The organism is Desulfobacterales bacterium, assembly GCA_021647905.1.
Classification (GTDB): domain Bacteria; phylum Desulfobacterota; class Desulfobulbia; order Desulfobulbales; family BM004; genus JAKITW01.
Window position 1 is genome coordinate 1 of the sequence record JAKITW010000068.1, and the last position, 15,787, is coordinate 15,787.

General features: G+C 58.6%; 18 protein-coding genes. 3 read left to right on the forward strand and 15 right to left on the reverse strand.

Annotated features, from left to right (window positions below; genetic code table 11):
- The 3 genes from L3J03_10060 to L3J03_10070 all read left to right on the forward strand — a co-directional run.
- Positions 1 to 1,178 (forward strand): hypothetical protein (locus L3J03_10060; protein MCF6291323.1); only part of this gene is annotated, 1,178 nt, incomplete at its 5' end.
- 25 nt (positions 1,179 to 1,203) lie between these two features.
- Positions 1,204 to 2,871, forward strand: coding sequence for an ATP-binding cassette domain-containing protein (locus L3J03_10065; GenBank protein ID MCF6291324.1), 1,668 nt, complete (start codon positions 1,204 to 1,206; stop codon positions 2,869 to 2,871).
- Complete coding sequence (locus L3J03_10070) at positions 2,868 to 4,187, forward strand: HlyD family type I secretion periplasmic adaptor subunit (GenBank protein ID MCF6291325.1); 1,320 nt, start codon at positions 2,868 to 2,870, stop codon at positions 4,185 to 4,187. The genes L3J03_10065 and L3J03_10070 overlap by 4 nt, the downstream gene beginning before the upstream one ends.
- 151 nt (positions 4,188 to 4,338) lie before the next feature.
- On the opposite strand, the gene L3J03_10075 is transcribed toward L3J03_10070, so the two are convergent.
- The 15 genes from L3J03_10075 to L3J03_10145 form a co-directional block, all read right to left on the reverse strand.
- Complete coding sequence (locus L3J03_10075) at positions 4,339 to 4,584, reverse strand: hypothetical protein (protein MCF6291326.1); 246 nt, start codon at positions 4,582 to 4,584, stop codon at positions 4,339 to 4,341.
- Between the two features lie 78 nt (positions 4,585 to 4,662).
- Positions 4,663 to 5,451 carry a VacJ family lipoprotein gene (locus L3J03_10080; protein ID MCF6291327.1) on the reverse strand — a complete coding sequence of 263 codons (789 nt, stop codon included), beginning with the start codon at positions 5,449 to 5,451 and terminating at the stop codon, positions 4,663 to 4,665.
- A 168-nt stretch (positions 5,452 to 5,619) separates the two neighbouring features.
- Complete coding sequence (locus L3J03_10085) at positions 5,620 to 6,213, reverse strand: ABC transporter substrate-binding protein (GenBank protein ID MCF6291328.1); 594 nt, start codon at positions 6,211 to 6,213, stop codon at positions 5,620 to 5,622.
- A 24-nt stretch (positions 6,214 to 6,237) separates the two neighbouring features.
- Positions 6,238 to 6,411 carry a hypothetical protein gene (locus tag L3J03_10090; protein ID MCF6291329.1) on the reverse strand — a complete coding sequence of 58 codons (174 nt, stop codon included), beginning with the start codon at positions 6,409 to 6,411 and terminating at the stop codon, positions 6,238 to 6,240.
- A 208-nt stretch (positions 6,412 to 6,619) separates the two neighbouring features.
- The gene (gene mlaD, locus L3J03_10095) at positions 6,620 to 7,075 is read right to left on the reverse strand and encodes an outer membrane lipid asymmetry maintenance protein MlaD (protein MCF6291330.1); all 456 of its coding nucleotides are present in this window, start codon (positions 7,073 to 7,075) and stop codon (positions 6,620 to 6,622) included.
- A gap of 56 nt (positions 7,076 to 7,131) precedes the next feature.
- Positions 7,132 to 8,379: an ATP-binding cassette domain-containing protein gene (locus L3J03_10100; GenBank protein MCF6291331.1), complete on the reverse strand. Its 1,248-nt coding sequence runs from the start codon at positions 8,377 to 8,379 to the stop codon at positions 7,132 to 7,134.
- A gap of 112 nt (positions 8,380 to 8,491) precedes the next feature.
- Positions 8,492 to 9,322 carry an ABC transporter permease gene (locus L3J03_10105; GenBank protein MCF6291332.1) on the reverse strand — a complete coding sequence of 277 codons (831 nt, stop codon included), beginning with the start codon at positions 9,320 to 9,322 and terminating at the stop codon, positions 8,492 to 8,494.
- A gap of 46 nt (positions 9,323 to 9,368) precedes the next feature.
- The gene (locus L3J03_10110) at positions 9,369 to 9,977 is read right to left on the reverse strand and encodes a cyclic nucleotide-binding domain-containing protein (GenBank protein MCF6291333.1); all 609 of its coding nucleotides are present in this window, start codon (positions 9,975 to 9,977) and stop codon (positions 9,369 to 9,371) included.
- 341 nt (positions 9,978 to 10,318) lie between these two features.
- The gene (locus L3J03_10115; protein MCF6291334.1) at positions 10,319 to 11,017 is read right to left on the reverse strand and encodes a triose-phosphate isomerase; all 699 of its coding nucleotides are present in this window, start codon (positions 11,015 to 11,017) and stop codon (positions 10,319 to 10,321) included.
- A 66-nt stretch (positions 11,018 to 11,083) separates the two neighbouring features.
- Positions 11,084 to 11,233: a hypothetical protein gene (locus L3J03_10120; protein MCF6291335.1), complete on the reverse strand. Its 150-nt coding sequence runs from the start codon at positions 11,231 to 11,233 to the stop codon at positions 11,084 to 11,086.
- 133 nt (positions 11,234 to 11,366) lie between these two features.
- Complete coding sequence (locus tag L3J03_10125; GenBank protein ID MCF6291336.1) at positions 11,367 to 11,576, reverse strand: RNA-binding S4 domain-containing protein; 210 nt, start codon at positions 11,574 to 11,576, stop codon at positions 11,367 to 11,369.
- Complete coding sequence (locus L3J03_10130; GenBank protein MCF6291337.1) at positions 11,573 to 12,499, reverse strand: Hsp33 family molecular chaperone HslO; 927 nt, start codon at positions 12,497 to 12,499, stop codon at positions 11,573 to 11,575. Before L3J03_10130 ends, L3J03_10125 begins: the two co-directional genes overlap by 4 nt.
- Before the next feature lie 177 nt (positions 12,500 to 12,676).
- Entirely contained in the window at positions 12,677 to 12,877 is a 201-nt protein-coding gene (locus L3J03_10135) for a cold-shock protein (GenBank protein MCF6291338.1), read from the reverse strand.
- 273 nt (positions 12,878 to 13,150) lie between these two features.
- The gene (locus L3J03_10140; GenBank protein ID MCF6291339.1) at positions 13,151 to 13,819 is read right to left on the reverse strand and encodes a M23 family metallopeptidase; all 669 of its coding nucleotides are present in this window, start codon (positions 13,817 to 13,819) and stop codon (positions 13,151 to 13,153) included.
- Positions 13,820 to 13,883: 64 nt separating this feature from the next.
- Positions 13,884 to 15,617: an N-acetylmuramoyl-L-alanine amidase gene (locus L3J03_10145; protein MCF6291340.1), complete on the reverse strand. Its 1,734-nt coding sequence runs from the start codon at positions 15,615 to 15,617 to the stop codon at positions 13,884 to 13,886.
- Positions 15,618 to 15,787: the final 170 nt, after the last annotated feature.

The window sequence follows — 15,787 nt, forward strand, 5'->3', positions numbered from 1 at the left end:
CGTATGACCCGGCCGGCAACAGCGCCAGCCTGTTCCTGGACGGCGATACCGTGTTCATCAATGCGGGCAGCAACATTGATGGACTCTTTTACGCCAACCCGGACTGGCTGGAGGATTCCTTTGATCCGGCCGGCAGTATCGCCAACGTGACCGGCTCTTCCCGGGGAGATACAATCCTCGGCAACGAACAGGCCAACTTCCTCCAGGGCGGGGCCGGAGACGACATCCTGATCGGTTTTGCCGGGGCCGATACCCTGGCCGGCGGCGAGGGCAGCGACATGGCTGTTTACCGGTCGGCGCCGGCCGGGGTGACGGTCGACCTGGCCACTGGCACGGCCTCTGACGGCTATGGGAGCGTTGACCTCCTGACCACCATAGAGGGCGTTGCTGATTCCAGCCACAACGACACCCTGACCGGTGACAGCAGTGACAACTGGTTCGGTCTTTCCGGCGGCAACGACACTGTGAGCGGCGATGAGGGCAATGATTCCTTCTATTTTTCCAACAGCCTCGACTCGGCCGACACCGTTGATGGCGGTCTCGGGTCCGACCGGCTGGAATACACCGACGCCAACGGCGCCGACAATGAACTGGACCATGTCACCGGGGTGGAAGAGATCGGCCTCGGCGATGCGGACACCTCGGTCACCACCACTGACTCCCTGGTGGCGCCAAGCGCAACCCTGGATGTTGACGGCTCAAACCTGACCGGCAACAACAGCCTCTACTGGGACGGATCAGCTGAAACCGACGGTTCTTTCAATATAATCGGCGGACAAGGGGAGGACACCCTCATCGGCGGCAGCGGCGATGACAACCTGCGGGGCGGCAGCGGTCATGACACCCTGACCGGCGGCAGCGGCAGCGACACCTTTCTTTACGAAAGCTCTGCTGATTTCAGCGACACGATCACTGATTTTTCCAACAGCGACCAGGACGATATATTCTCCTTCAACAGCAACGAGTTTGATTCAAGCGCAGGATTCTACAGCAATGAGTTCTACGCTGGTTATGACGGAGCCAACGCCGCACTGGGCAACAACGACCCCTGGTTTGTCTATGACAGCACCATGGATCAACTCTGGTATGACAGCAACGGCGATGCGAGCGGCGGCCATGAACTGGTGGCCCAGTTGAACGACGTTGTCCTGACCGCGACGGATATTTCGTTTTATTGATTTCCAGCGGACGTAGAAACCCGAGATGAGAGAACTCTACCGCCGCCTGGCCCTGTATCCGGTACTGACAACGGAAATACTTATCGCCACCTTTTTCATCACCCTGCTCTCCCTGGCCTCGCCCCTGTTCGTGATCCAGGTGTTGAACCGGTACGTCACCTTCGGCTTCAGCGGCACCCTGATCACCCTGACCATGGGGATGATGGTGGCGATTGTGATGCAGTTCGCCTTCCGGATGATCAGGACCAAAATCGCCGCGGTGATCAGCGTGGAGCCGGACATCGATCTTTCCCGCAAGGTTCTCCATGTCCTGACCAGGGCCAAGGCCCTGCCCATCGGCAATATTCCCAAACCGGCTATCCACGAAACCGTGAACGGCCTGCAGGCGATCAAGGCCGCCTACAGCGCCGCTGGCATAACCTCCATTCTCGACGCTCCTTTTGCGCTGATTTTCCTCCTGGCCTCCTTTTTCATCAGCCCGGCTCTGGCCCTGATCTCGCTGGCCGGGGTGGTCCTCAGCCTGATCGGCGGGGCGTTTGCCCTTAAATTTTCCAACCGGATCGCCGAACAGCTGAAAAATTCAACCCTTGCCCATCGCGCTTCGGTCCTGGCAGCGGCCAATAATATCGACACCGTCCGTTCATTCCGGGGCATCGACTTTCTCAAGACCATCTGGGACAATCAGATCAGGTCCCTGACCGAGGTCCAGCAGCGGGATGCTGATATCAAGGAGTTCTCCCAGACCCAGTTTCTGACCATAAGCGTCCTGATGAGCGTGGTCCTCTATGCAGTGGGCGCGATGGAGGTGGTACAGGGCAAGCTGACCGTCGGCGCCCTGATCGGGGCCAATATCCTGGCCGGCCGCGCCTTCTCCTCGACCACCCGGTTCGTCCAGACCTCCTATCTGCTGGCCAAGGCCGGCCAGGCGTTCAGGGATCTGGCCACCTTTTTTAAACTGCCGCTGGAACCGGGGACCGGCACCGGTCTGGCCTCCTATTCCGGGGCCATCGAGTTCAAGGACCTGGGCCTGGCCTTTCCCGGCAGCAAGAACCCGCTGTTCGAGTCCCTGAGCCTGAAAATCCAACCGGGCGAGGTGCTGACCGTGACCGGCCATAACGGCGCCGGCAAGACCTCTCTGCTCCGGTTGCTGGCCGGCCTGCTTGAACCCTCCCGGGGCGAGATACTGGTCGACGAAATCAACCTGATGCAGATTGCCCCGGAGTGGTGGCGGAGCCAACTTATCTACCTGCCCCAGGAACCGACCTTTCTCAATGCCACCATCCGGGATTCCATTACCATGGCCAACCCGGAGCTGGACAACAGCGGGCTCAACCAGGTGGTCAACCTGGCCGACCTCCGCAGTTATCTCGACAAAAGCCCCAGGGGACTGGAAACCGAACTCCTTGAAAACGGCCGCAACCTGCCGCTGGGCATCCGCCGGCGCATTGCCCTGGCCAGGGGACTGGCCACCAACGGACGGCTGGTCCTGTTCGACGAGCCCACCGAGGGTCTGGACATTGAGGGCCGGCGGGCCGTATATGCGGTTATGAACAAACTGATCAAGGAAAAGAAAACCATGGTCGTTGTTTCCGGCGACCCGGTCATCCTCAAGGATGCCCCGTTTGTCCTTGACCTGAGCCGGAAACCGGTCCCGGAAATTGTCACTGGAAACAACAAGGGACAGACCCCGTGAAGCAGCCGGACAGCTTAACAAAAAAATCGCCGGGCCACGATTCGCCGGCCAACCGGGTCAAGGCAACAACCCACCTCTTCTGGGCGATGTGCGTGGGCCTTTGTCTGCTCTTCTTTGCCTGGGCCTGGTTCGGCAAGCTGGATATAGTCAGTCAGGCCAACGGCCGGGTGGTGCCGAGCAGCAAAATCAAGCATATCCAGCATCTGGAGGGCGGTATTGTCGAAAAAATCCTGGTCAGGGAGGGCGCCGCGGTCACGGCCGGCCAGCCCCTGGTTATTCTGGAGAGGGTCAGCAGCAACGCCAGCGTCCAGGAGCTGCAGAGTAGGATCGCGGGCCTTGAGACGGACATCGCCCGACTCGACGGCCTGGCAACCGGTCACGACCAGCCGCAGTTCCCGGAACAACTCGCCCGCAACCATCCCGAACTGGTCTCCCAGGCCCGGGAACTGTTCACGGCCCAGTTCCAGAAGTACCAGAGCGGCCAGGCGGCCCAGCGCGAACTCCTTACCCAGCGCAGGCAGGACATCATCGAAATCGAGACCAGGATCAGAAACAGCCGGCGCGATCTGGAGTTTCTGGAGAAACAGATAGCCATCAGCGCCGCGCTTTTAAAGGACGACCTGACCACTGAATATAAACACCTGGGTTTTCTACGTGAAAAGTCCAAGCTGACCAGCAGGATAGAGGAGAATGAAACCGCGCTGATCCGGGCCCGTTCGGCCTTGGAAGGGGCTGAGGACAAGTTGAAACGGCTGGAGCATTCCTTTCAGCAGGAGATTAAGCAAGAGTTGAAAGAGAACAGACAGGAACTGGGGGAATTCCTGCAACGGCTGAAAAAATTTACCAACAGCCTGCAGCGCACCACTATCCGCTCGCCGGTGGACGGCCTGATAAAGAGCCTTTACATCGTCACCGTCGGCGGGGTGATCGGCCCCGGCAAGACGATCATGGATATCGTGCCCACCGGCGACCGCCTGGTGATCGAGGCCCATCTGCGGATCCAGGATATCGGCTTTGTCCGCAAGGGTCAGAAGGTGGTGGTCAAGCTGCCGTCCAGGGATGCCCGGCGCTACGGCAAACTGGACGGCACGGTGATCCACATAAGTCCCGACGCCTTTGTTACCTCGCAGGGCCAGACCTTTTACACCGTGCGAATCAGGACCGAGAAGAATTACTTTGAATGGGAAGGGCACCGGTACGATCTCGTACCGGGCATGATGGTGACAACCTATATCCACACCGGCCGGCGCACGGTGTTGGCATACATGCTGGATCCCCTGTTCACCTCCATGGGCTACGCCTTGCAGGAACGGTGATAATGCTGAGTGCTGAGAAAGATATATTTCAGCCCACCACTGTCACCTTTTTTCTGTCCTCTGACTTCTGGTCACCACGCCCTGTCTCAACTCATCACTCATCACTCATTGCTCATTGCTCATCACTCATTCCTCTGTCCCGACTCCTGACCTAATCCTCATAACCCAGGTCGTCCAGTTCAACATCATCAACAGGCCCGGTCCAGTCTTCGGGCGGCTCGCGGATATCCAACTCCATGGCGGCCCACTCCTCCAGGGACAGCTCCTCCAGATCGCCGTCAAAATACTGGATCTCGACTCCCCGCCCGTCTTCATCAACAGCCACCACGGTGAAGTCCCGGCCCTTGCCGAGGTGTAAATACCAGTTGCCCACAATCGGTTCGATTTCGTTGTTCATAACCACCTCGTAAATGATCGGATGTCAGAGGCCAGAGAACTGATAACCGGCAACTGAAATTACCTGCAATCTCTCCTGCTATTCCGCCACCTTTTCGGCCCGATGCTGGACATAGGCGTTGCGGATGGCAACATAGGGATCAAGGGCCCCCTCTTTCAGATCCTCGTAATCCCCGATCTTAAAGGCGGTGTCGTTGACCTGCTCAAAGGTATTGACCGCCAGGATGGTCTCCCACTCCTCCAGATAGCTGACCGGGTCCAGGAAATAGTCGCCGGCCCGGCCCACGGTATCCCGCAGGCTGGAAGGACCGAGAAAGGGCCATACCAGGTAAAAACCATTGCCGATCCGGTAATGACCGAGGGTCTGACCCAAATCCTCGGCCCCGGGCCCAGGTCCGATAATCCCGGTGGCCGGGTCGGCAAGCCCGAGGATACCAACCGTGGTGTTGACGACAAAACGGCCCAATTCATGGCCGGCCGCCTCCCCCTTGCCCTGCAGCACACAGTTGACCAACCGGATCGGGGCGGCCAGGTTATGGAAAAAATTCCTGATCACGATCCGGACGTCAATGGGCGTGACTGCCTTATAGCCTTGGGCCACGGGCTTCAACACCCAGAAATAGAGCCGGTCGTTGAAATGGTACCAGACCGTGTTCCAGGCCAGCAGAGGGTCGGCAATGTCTGCATCCGCCTCTTCCCCCTCAGCCTCATACTCGTCTTCCTCAATCTGACCGACCCCGCTTTGTTCCGCTTGGACCGCCACCTCTCCTGGTTGCTCCTCCGACCCGGCCATGGTCAAAACCGGGACCAGGAGCAGAAGGCCGCAGAAAAACAGGATAAGCATGATACTGTTCTTTGTTATCTTCAAGATCAACTCCTCCCCGGGTTGCCTTTTGTCCGCAAGACAAAAAAACCGTGGTTGCTCAACCAGGTTTAAGGAAGTATCTGGTTCCTGGTTCCTGGTGCTTGGTGCTTGGTGCTTGGTTTTCCGTCCTCTGTCCTCCGTCTTCCGTCCTCTGTCCTCTGCCCTCTGTCCTCAAGCCGTCTTCCTGCGCAGGAGTTCCAGCAGCTGGGCCGGTGATTTTCTGGCCAGTATGTTCTTGAACTGGCTGCGATAATTCTTCACCAGGCTGACCCCCTCGATGATCACGTCATAGACCTGCCAGCGGTCCTTGACGCGGATCAGCCGGTAACTTACCGGGATCGTGCCGGACTCACTGATAATCGAACTCCGCACCTCCGCCTTTTTCTCGGACAGCATCCTTTCATGCAGAAACTCCACCTTTTGTCCGGTATACCTGGAGATCCTGCTCAGGTATATCTTAAGCAGCAGGGCGCCGTACAGATCGATGAACTCCTGCTGCTGCCCCTTGTTGAGTTTTTTCCAGTTATTCCCCATGGTCCGGCGGGAGACCTCATAATAGTTGAACATATCAAGGGTAATCTCCTTGATCCGCTCCTTCCTTTCCAACCGGTGTTCCTCGCCCTGCAAGGCAGGGTCGCCCAGCACCGCCAGGACCCGGTCGACCTGGGTCCGGATGGTGTCCAGGGGCTGGCCGGCCGTTACCGGAAGCGCACCGGCAAGACAGACAAACACGGCCAGGACAAGTGAGATCGACAATGTTTTCATAATCGCACCCCAGGTAAGAAATCTTTATTCCGGTTCATCAGACCAAAGAGTGTTATTGGTGTAAACATTCAGTAACCCCCTCCTGTCGGGAAAGGGGTCTTCTTCTACCAACGGCCGCTCCATTGAGAAGGGCCGGCTGTTCATAAACAGGCTATCAAGCAGGAACTCGCTTCGCCGCAACGGCGATTCGGAATCCATAAGCATATCCTGCCGAAGTTGTTTCAATTTCCGCTTTTGCCGTCACGGCTGCGGCTCAGGGTCCGCTACACCGTTCGGTATAAGAAAACCCCTTTCCCGGTCCAACCTCAAACGTACGGGGTTTACCGAAACCTTACCTGTTGGTTATTGGTTCAATGATTACAACATACTGTTCCTGTTAACAAATAACGATTAACTTTTCACATCACTATTTGCTCTCAACGTCGCCAAAGGCGTATTTGCTGATCAACTCCTCGATATCCACCGGCGACTCGGTCTCGGTAATAACGCCGCCGGGCTCGAGCCGGTCGCCGGCGCCGCCGGGATCGATACTCACGTAACGATCGCCGATCAATCCCCGGGTCTTAATCGAGGCAATGGCGTCGTCGTACACAATGATTCCCTTGTCAATATCAAGTACCACCGCGGCCTGCTGATTCTTCTGGTCCATCACGAACCGTTCCACCCGGCCGATTTTCATGCCGAGCATCTCCACCGACGCCCCGGTCTTGAGGCCGGTTATGGTGTTGAACTTTGCCGTGAGCGAATAGCCCTTGTCGCCCCAGAAACTCACTTCAGCGAAATTGACCGTCATGTAGGCGATGCCGAGGAGACCAACCAAGACAAAAACACCGACAACCGTTTCCATGGCATACTTCTTCATCTCCTATCCCTTTTCCCATAAAGCTGAGTTGAGCCGCCCGCCGGCTCAAACGAAACTTATGCCCTTGTGGTATAAGTGAATTGTGCAACCAGCCGGCCCTCGGCCAGGGCCCGCTCCGAGATATCGGCAATGGTCTCGGCCGGCGTACCCTTGGCAATTCCGCCAATGATCCGCACCCCGACGCCTTGTTCACTGTTTTCCGGCAGCAGTACCGCCTCCGGCGCCAGCTCCGCGCCGGCGGCCTGGATTTTTCCGGCAAAATCCGCCAGCAAGGTTTCCGTCTGGGCGATATTGCAGGTCACCAGGATGGAAACGAACCGGGCCGGACCGCAGCGGTTCGATAGCCCCCGGCTGCTGAAATAGCTGTTTATCCGGGAGCCAAGGGTCTGCAGAAAGGTCTGCGAACCGGCCTGGCCGAAATGTTCGCTGAACCTATCCATATTCTCCACCTCAAGGACGATCACGGTAAAACCGTCATCCTCTCCCTCCTCCCCCTCGTGCCGCTCTTCCCGGGCCTCATCCCGCAACTGGGCCCACAGGCCGTGCAGCTCGAGCTGGACCTCTTCCAGGCTGTTGACGAACTCATCGACAAAGGGATGGTCAAACCCCTGCAGTTCCTGAAAATTGCCCTGAAAGACGATCTTCTTGTCATAGAGGACCAGGATCCGGTCGGAGATAAAAAAAACATCAGGCAATTCGTGGCTGATCATGATCGTGGTAAAGCCGAATTTCTTCTGGTACTGGGCGATCATGCCCAGGATGGCGTTCTTGCGGATCGGGTCCTGGCCGGTGGTGGGCTCGTCGAATAAAACGATCCCGGGATCGGTTATCAGGGCCCGGGCCAGGGCGACCCGTTTCTGCATGCCGCCGGAGAGATCGGCCGGATACTTGTCCGGCACCTCGATCAATTCCATCTGCTCAAGGCGGGCAAACACCTTGGCATCGACCTCCCGGTGCGACAGCCGGGTGGTCTTGCGCAACGGCAGGGCGATGTTCTCGAACACGGTCAGGGAGTCGAACAGGGCGTTGTTCTGGAAACAGAAGCTGATCTGGCTCCGGTACTCGTCCCAGTCCCGCCGGCCCATGGCGGTCAACGGCTTGCCGCGGAAGGAGATCACCCCCTCGTCCGGATTAAGCAGACCGATGATATGCTTGAGCAGCACGCTTTTACCGGAACCGCTCTTGCCGATGATGGTGGTGGTCTGGTTGTCGAAAATCTCCAGGTTGACCCGGTCCAGGACCTGCTTGGAACCGAAACTCTTGGAAACGTTTTCGAATTTTATCAGTGTTTGTCGGTCTCGCAACAACCCGCGAGACGGACGTGTTTCATGTTGTAAGTTGTTAATTTTAGTTGGTGGCATTTGAAGCCTTTGGGGTTATTGCGGGTTCATTACTGTTTCCGCCATATGGGCCGACCTATAACAAAAAGGAACTCAGGACATAATCGCTTATCAGGATCAGCACGCAGGAGGCGACCACCGCCGAGGTGGTGGAGAGGCCGACCCCCTTGGCGCCGTACCCGTCGGTACGGGTATGGGTAAAAAACCCCTGATAACAACAGATGGTGGCCACCAGCACCGCAAAGACCACGGCCTTGGTCAGGCCGCCGTTGATATCTTCCATCTTGACGCTGGTGATCACCCCGCTGGTATAGGCGCCGCTGTTGATCCCCATTAAAACAACGCCGGTAAAATACCCGCCGATGATCCCCACCAGGTCGAACATGGTGGTCAGCAACGGAAAGCTGATAATCGCCGCCGCGATCCTGGGGCTGACCAGGTACATCAAGGGGTCGATCCGCATGGTGTCAAGGGCGTCGATCTGTTCCGAAATCCGCTGGATGCCGATCTCCGCCGCCATGGAGGAACCGGCCCGGGCGGTTATCATGATCGCGGTCAGCACCGGTCCCATCTCGCGAATCAACGACAGGGAGACCGCCGAGCCCAGCACCCCCACCGAGCCGTAGTCGATCAGCACATGATACATCTGCAGGGCAATGACCATGCCGACGAACAGGCCCACCAGGATGACGATGTTCACCGACCTGACGCCGATGTAATAGACCTGCTGGACAATGGCGCTGAACTGGCCCCGCCGGAAGATATAGAAAAACGATTTGCCGAAAAAGATGGCAACCCCGCCCAACTCATCGACGATATCAAGGAATCTGCGTCCCAGCAGCGCCAGGGGCATAAAAAAAACAGGCCCTGATCGCAACGGCGCATTCTCGGGTCTCTTGTTATCCATTCCAGGTCCCTTAAAATAAAATCAAGGCGGCTTCCGCCCGGCGCGTTTACCTTTTCTTATCAGCCAGTTGGCGGCGCAACTGCTCCACCTCCTGCTCCAGGTTGCTGATGGTATTGTTGAGTGACTTGAGCCCGCTGACAAAGGAACTCAGCAGGGGGGGAAACCAGTAGGGAAACTCGCCGATGGACTCCTGCAGCGTATCGTAGAGCAGGACAAAAACCGTTACCGTGGTTTTGGCGGTAATGGTCGCGGTTCGCGGAATCCCCAGCAGACAGGCGATCTCACCCAGAATATAGGGGGCGCCGATTTCAGCCAGCACCATGGTTCCCGCCGGGGTGGTGGTGGTGGACACCTCGGCCCGCCCCTCGGTCAACAGGAACAGATCCCGGCCCGGATCCCCCTGCGGGATAATCACCTCACCCGGCGAATAGGTACGGCAGTCCAGCAGCGAGGTGATCTTGAACAGGGTCTGGACCTTTTCCTGCTTGGCCAGCAACTCGGTGGAAAGGGTCCTGCCGAACCCGGACGGCGGGGTCATCAACGAGGGACTGCCTCCATGCGGCCGCATTCCCATCTTCTTCCGGGCATTCATGCCGCAGGCGCCGCAGAGGTCGGCTGCTCCCCTTGTCCCGTTGTCGCCCCGGACGCTCTTCATCTCTCCCTACCCCCATCGCCGGCCCGCTATGGCCGTAGCTGCGGTTGTCCCCAATCAACAGACTTCATCCTCCGGCAGGGAGCATGGCCTCCGCCACCGGAAACAACCACTATGAAAACGCTCGGTTAATCCAATCCTGAACCCTGACTCATTACAGTACGAAAATTTCCAGCCGGGAGCAACCCGAAATAAACGGTCAGGGTCAGCCCGGTGAGTGGTTACGGCGTGATTATTCCTCCCTTCACCCAAGCACTCCGGGTCCTGTGTGGATAGTTACTCAAGGTGTCGGGTGTCACTATATTACACCTCTCCCGCCCCATGAATCATTAACACATACCCGTTTACCCTTCCCTGTCGGCAACGGCCTGGCAGATGCGAGCAAAACCCTTGGGATCAAGACTGGCCGCACCCACCATTAAACCCGCCACTCCGGCAAGCTTCAGGTAGACGGCGCAGTTTTCCGCGGTTATCGAGCCGCCGTAGAGGACCGGCCTGCCCGGGACAATCGCCTTGATCTCGGCCACCGCCTGTCCGGCCTTTTCAGGGGGTTGGGCCGTATCAATGCCAATGGCCTCCACCGGTCCATAGCCGATGATCAGCCCGTTAACATCCGCCTCGTTCACAGCCGCCAACTGGGCCCGGGCGTAGGGGCGGTCCAGGCAGAGAATCGGCCGGATCCCGGCGGCCAGCGCCTCACTCACCTTGTTGGCAATCTCCTGGTTGGTCTCATGGAAGTAACGCCGCCGTTCCGAATGACCGACCAGGGCGTAACCGACCAGGCCTTGAACCGTCCCCGCGGCCACGGCCCCGGTATAGGCGCCCAGGGGGAATGGCGACAGGTCCTGAACCGCGAGAGCGGGATGGACAACATCCCGTTGCCGCAGCATCCGCGCCAAGGGGGCCAGCAGGACAAAGGAGGGGGCGATGATCACCTCCACCCGGGGATCGGGACGGTAGAGGCCCAGAAAAATTTCAAGCCATTTTTCCGCCTCGGCCAGGGTCTTATGGGACTTCCAGTTCGCCACCACATATCCGCTCATAACGTAATTCCCCCCAGGCTGAATTAAAGATACGCCGCAACCCCGGCAGGTTACCGCCCCTTGTCATCACTTCGCACGTAAACATTCAGTAACCCCCCTCCTGTCGGGAAAGGGGTCTTCTTCTACCAACGGCCGCTCCATTGAGAAGGGCCGGCTGTTCATAAACAGGCTATCAAGCAGGAACTCGCTTCGCCGCAACGGCGATTCGGAAGCCATAAGCATATCCTGCCGAAGTTGTTTCAAATTCCGCTTTTACCGTCACGGCTGCGGCTCAGGGTCCGCTACACCGTTCGGTATAAGAAAACCCCTTTCCCGATCCAACCCCAAACGTACGGGGGTTACCGAAACCTTACCTTCGCACTTCATACAGTTCACCGCCATACTCAACCCGGTCGCCGGGTCGAAGCTTGCGGCCCCTTCTGGTCTCGACCGCACCGTTGACCGCAACCTCGCCGGCCAGAATCAGGTATTTGGCCTCCACTCCGTCCGCCACCGCGTTGGCAAGCTTCAGAAACTGGGCGAGCCGGATGGTGTCGGTGGAAATAGCGATCAATATCATTGTCTGAACATCTTTTGCAGGGCCTCGCGCTGGAATTGGTAGGGGCTGTTGCAGTTGTGGCAGCGCACCTCCAGGGGAAAGGGCCCGTTGGCAAGGATATCGGCCCGGTCCGTTTCCGGCAGGGAAAGGAGCATCTGCTGGATCCCTTTTTCGTTGCAGCGACAATAAAACTCGATCCGGAAATCGTCTAGAAATTCAAGCCCGAAACCGGAAAAATGTTCCCTGACCAGCGACTCCGGGTCGCTGCCCTTGACAAAGGCGAGTCCCAGGGAAGGCAGGGCGTCGGCCCGGTCCGCCAGTCTGGCCACCATGTCCCGGTCCGCCCCGGGCATGGCCTGGAGCAGCATCCCGCCACCCCCCACCACCTCGCCCTGCTGGTCAAACCGGACGCTCAGGTTGACAATGGTGGGCAGCTGTTCGGAGATGAGGAAATAATGGGCCAGGTCCTTGGCAATGCAGCCGTGTTCCAAGGCGATCTTCCCGGAAAATGGCTGCTCAGCATCCTCAAGATAACGGGTCACAGTAAGAAAACCAGCCCCGAAAAAAGAGGACAGGTCATTGGGATCCACCGGTTTCACCACTGGAATCACCGCCTGTTTCAGATAGCCGCGCACCTCGCCGCGGGCATTGGCCTCGGCCACCAGGCCCTTGATCGGTCCGGAGCAGTCGACCTTGATACTGACGGCCTCATTGCCCTTGAGCGAAGCGGTGAGCAGCCCGGCGGCCAGAAAGGCCTGCCCCAGAACCATGGTCTCCAGGATTCCCAGTTCATGGTTGGCCCGCATCTCGTTTATCATCCGCACTCCGTTGACCATTGCGCCGCGGACACTTTGGTCGGCCAGGACAAAGGAGTGAAGTCGGTCCCGGGAAGAGGCGATGAGCTGCTCCTTCAAGGTATTGCCAAAGGGTTGTTTTTTGATCATCCGCATTTCCGGCTATACGGTTCAAGGATAAGCGATCACCTCCCGGCCATCTTACCCCGGCCGGCCTTTGCCGGGAACCCCTTTTTCCGGAAAAGTATCAGCCGGAAAGAGTGTGGGCCAGACAAAAAAAGCCCCGCCAACCGGCGGGGCTCATGGCAAAAGCTGAAAAAAGGCGGTTTACAACTTGACCACGTTGGACGCAGCCGGCCCCTTGGGCCCGGCAACAACATCAAAGGTGACGCGATCACCCTCCTCCAGCGACTTGAAACCGTCGGAAACAATGGCGGAGAAATGAACGAAAACGTCCTTGCCGTCCTCCTGCTCGATGAACCCGAATCCCTTGGAAGCGTTAAACCACTTGACCGTACCTTCCATCACCGTTCCTCCTTGTCCCGCGCCCCGGCGGAACATCTCTTGAGGTTACTCTTCCAGTCACCCCTTATAGCTGCAGCACCAAAAAAAAGCCGCACGCAATCCCAGAATCGGACATGTACGGCCTGCTTTCCTGTCAGATCAGACTACAAGGTACCGATTTACTTAACCATGGAAAATACCCCCATCGCCGGGCGGAATCAATACCTTTTTAAAAAAAGATGCATTTTTTTGTTACGCACGGATCAGGGCGGCAACAGGCAGGCGCTGGCTGATCACTCATTGCCGGGCCACTCCGCGGCAGGGAACTGGACAGGTGGCGGTAAAGGGCTGGTCCGGCCATTGTTTCCTGCTGTCAAAACAGGTCACCACCCCGGCCCCGTCGGCCCAGAACCGATGCGGGTTCACATATTCAAATCGTCCGGCAGGAGATTTGACCTGGATATTGTAATGCACATGGGGCAGTCCCGCCGCCAGGAGCCCGGTGCGGCCCAGGGTGCCGATCTGCTGGCCGCGGACAACCCTGTCCCCCACCTTGACCAACCGCTGGTCAAGGTGGAACAGCCCGCTCTTGATCCACCGGCCGTTCCCGTCCCGGCCATGGTCGATGCCGACGTTGTTACCGGACAGCGGTTCATAATAGGAGTGGATGACCACCCCGGCCGCCGGGGCCAGTACCGGGGTTCCGGCTTTGCCGATGATATCCAGGCCTTCATGGCTTTTACGGCTGAAATAGAGGCCCGGATCCCGGGACACCGGCGTGTATCCCTGGGAGATGGAGGGCGCGTTTTCCGGCATGAAAACCGGCCGGCCGGCCGGCCGGAGGTTGTCAGCGCCAGGGGCCAGGGAACCGTACAGTTGCCGGGACGGACCGACACAGCCGCTGAATAACAGCAGTGCGGCAAGGAGCAGGCCGGCGGCCATATCTCTTGTTACCTTTTTTTTCATCTCAATACAGAGGCCCCTGGCGCCGGATTTCACGGCGGGTAAGCAGGGCTGCTGGGACCGCGGCTCACCTGCTTTCAAGCAGGGCCACATTACCCTCGTTGACATAGCCGGCAATCCCGATGGCGATCTGCTCGGCAATGGCGGAAAGATAGCTGTCCCGCTTGAGGCGCTCCGCCTCCCGGGGGTTGCTCAAAAAGGTGATCTCGCTCAGAATGGCCGGCATCTGGGCGCCGATCAACACATAAAACGGGGCCCGCTTGACCCCGAGATTCCTGAGCTTGAGCCCCTGGGCCATGGAGTTCTGCACCGCAGCGGCCAGCCGGGCCGACTCGTCCTTCTTATTGCTGGTAAGCAGCTCGGCAAGGATCCCCTGAAGATCGCTCATGTTGCTGGCTGAAGTGGCGTTTTCAAAGGCTGCCAGCCGCATGGCGTCCTCATTGCTGGTCAGATCAAGGAGATAGGTCTCCACCCCCTGCACCTTGGGCGAGGGCGCGGAGTTGACATGCAGGGAGATGAACAGGTCGCCCTTGCGGGTATTGGCAATGGCGGTCCGTTCCTCCAGGGGGATGAACACGTCGGTGGTCCGGGTCAGGACCACCTCGCAGGCCAGGTCCCGGCGCAGCCGGTCGGCCAGCTTCCTGGCCACCGCCAGGACAACGTCCTTTTCCATGACCCCGTTGGCGGCAATGGCGCCGGGATCCTTGCCGCCATGGCCGGGATCGATCACGATCCGGTTGATGCCGAGCCCCAGTTGCCGGGCCAGGGAAAGCCGCGGCTCCGACGCCTTGGACCCGGACACGGTCGGACCTGGCCTGGTTTTTGAGCCGGGCCGCTTCTTCATGACCCGGGCCGTCAGTACCGGCACTGTTTCCTTGCCCTTGCCCATGACGTCAATCACCGTCCGAAAGGGATCCTGGAGGGTGAATATCTTGTAGGAGGAGATACTCTCGATATCCAGCACGACCCGGACCGTATCAGGGGTATGCTGGCCGGCCCGGACCTGCTTGAGCAGGCCGTCCCGGATCAACACCGGAAACCGGGCCTCGGGGGTGAGACGACTGTCGGCAAAATCAATAAAAAGCCGGCGCGGCTGGTTCTTCGACGCGGCAAGCAGTCGTTCCTTATAGTGGACCGGGGCCGAGGTCTTAATCGATACCCGGGTATAGTTGTTGGACGACCAGTAGCGGACGGGCAGGACCTTGGCCGGTTTCTTTTTGCCGCCGTTTTCCTGGATGGCCGCATCCAGGGCCACATCACCGAGCAGGGCCAGCTGGCGCGCGGCCCTGTCGGCCATATCGCCCCGGGGATACCGGTTGAGTACCCGGGCAAAGGCCTTGGCCGCCCGGAGCCGGTCCTTTTTTTCCGCAACATAGAGCCGGCCGAGTTTATACAGGGCATCATCGGCCAGCCGGTTCCGGGGGAAAAGCGTGGCCACGTCCTGGTAATAGGCCACCGCCTCGCCGAAATCAAGGGGATTTCCGAACTGATGGTACATGGTGTGATGGATCCGGCCCATCATGAACAGGCTGGCGGCGGCCAGTTCATGTTTGGGAGCGGCCAGGTAAATCTTGCGGAAACCGCCGACCACCCGGTCCCAGTCGTCCCGGCTTTCACCTTGGGGCGCATTCTGGAGTTTCAGAAATTGGGCCTTGGCCAGGTCGTACTGTTTCCGCAGCGCGACCTCGTTACTCGCCGCTCCCGCCGCGCCGCAGAACAGGGTTGCCAGCAGGCACAGAATCAGAGAGAGCCACAGCCCGCGGATGGGCCGGGGCAGGTGACAAGGCTGGGACTCAGGCATGATGAGTAGACACGGTTAATTGTCGGTCTCGTAAAAACAGATGAGACGTAAACATTCAGTAAACCCCCTCCTGTCGGGAAAGGGGTTTTCTTCTACCAACGGCCGCTCCATTGAGAAGGGCCGGCTGTTCATAAACAGGCTATCAAGCAGGAACTCGCTTCGCCGCAACG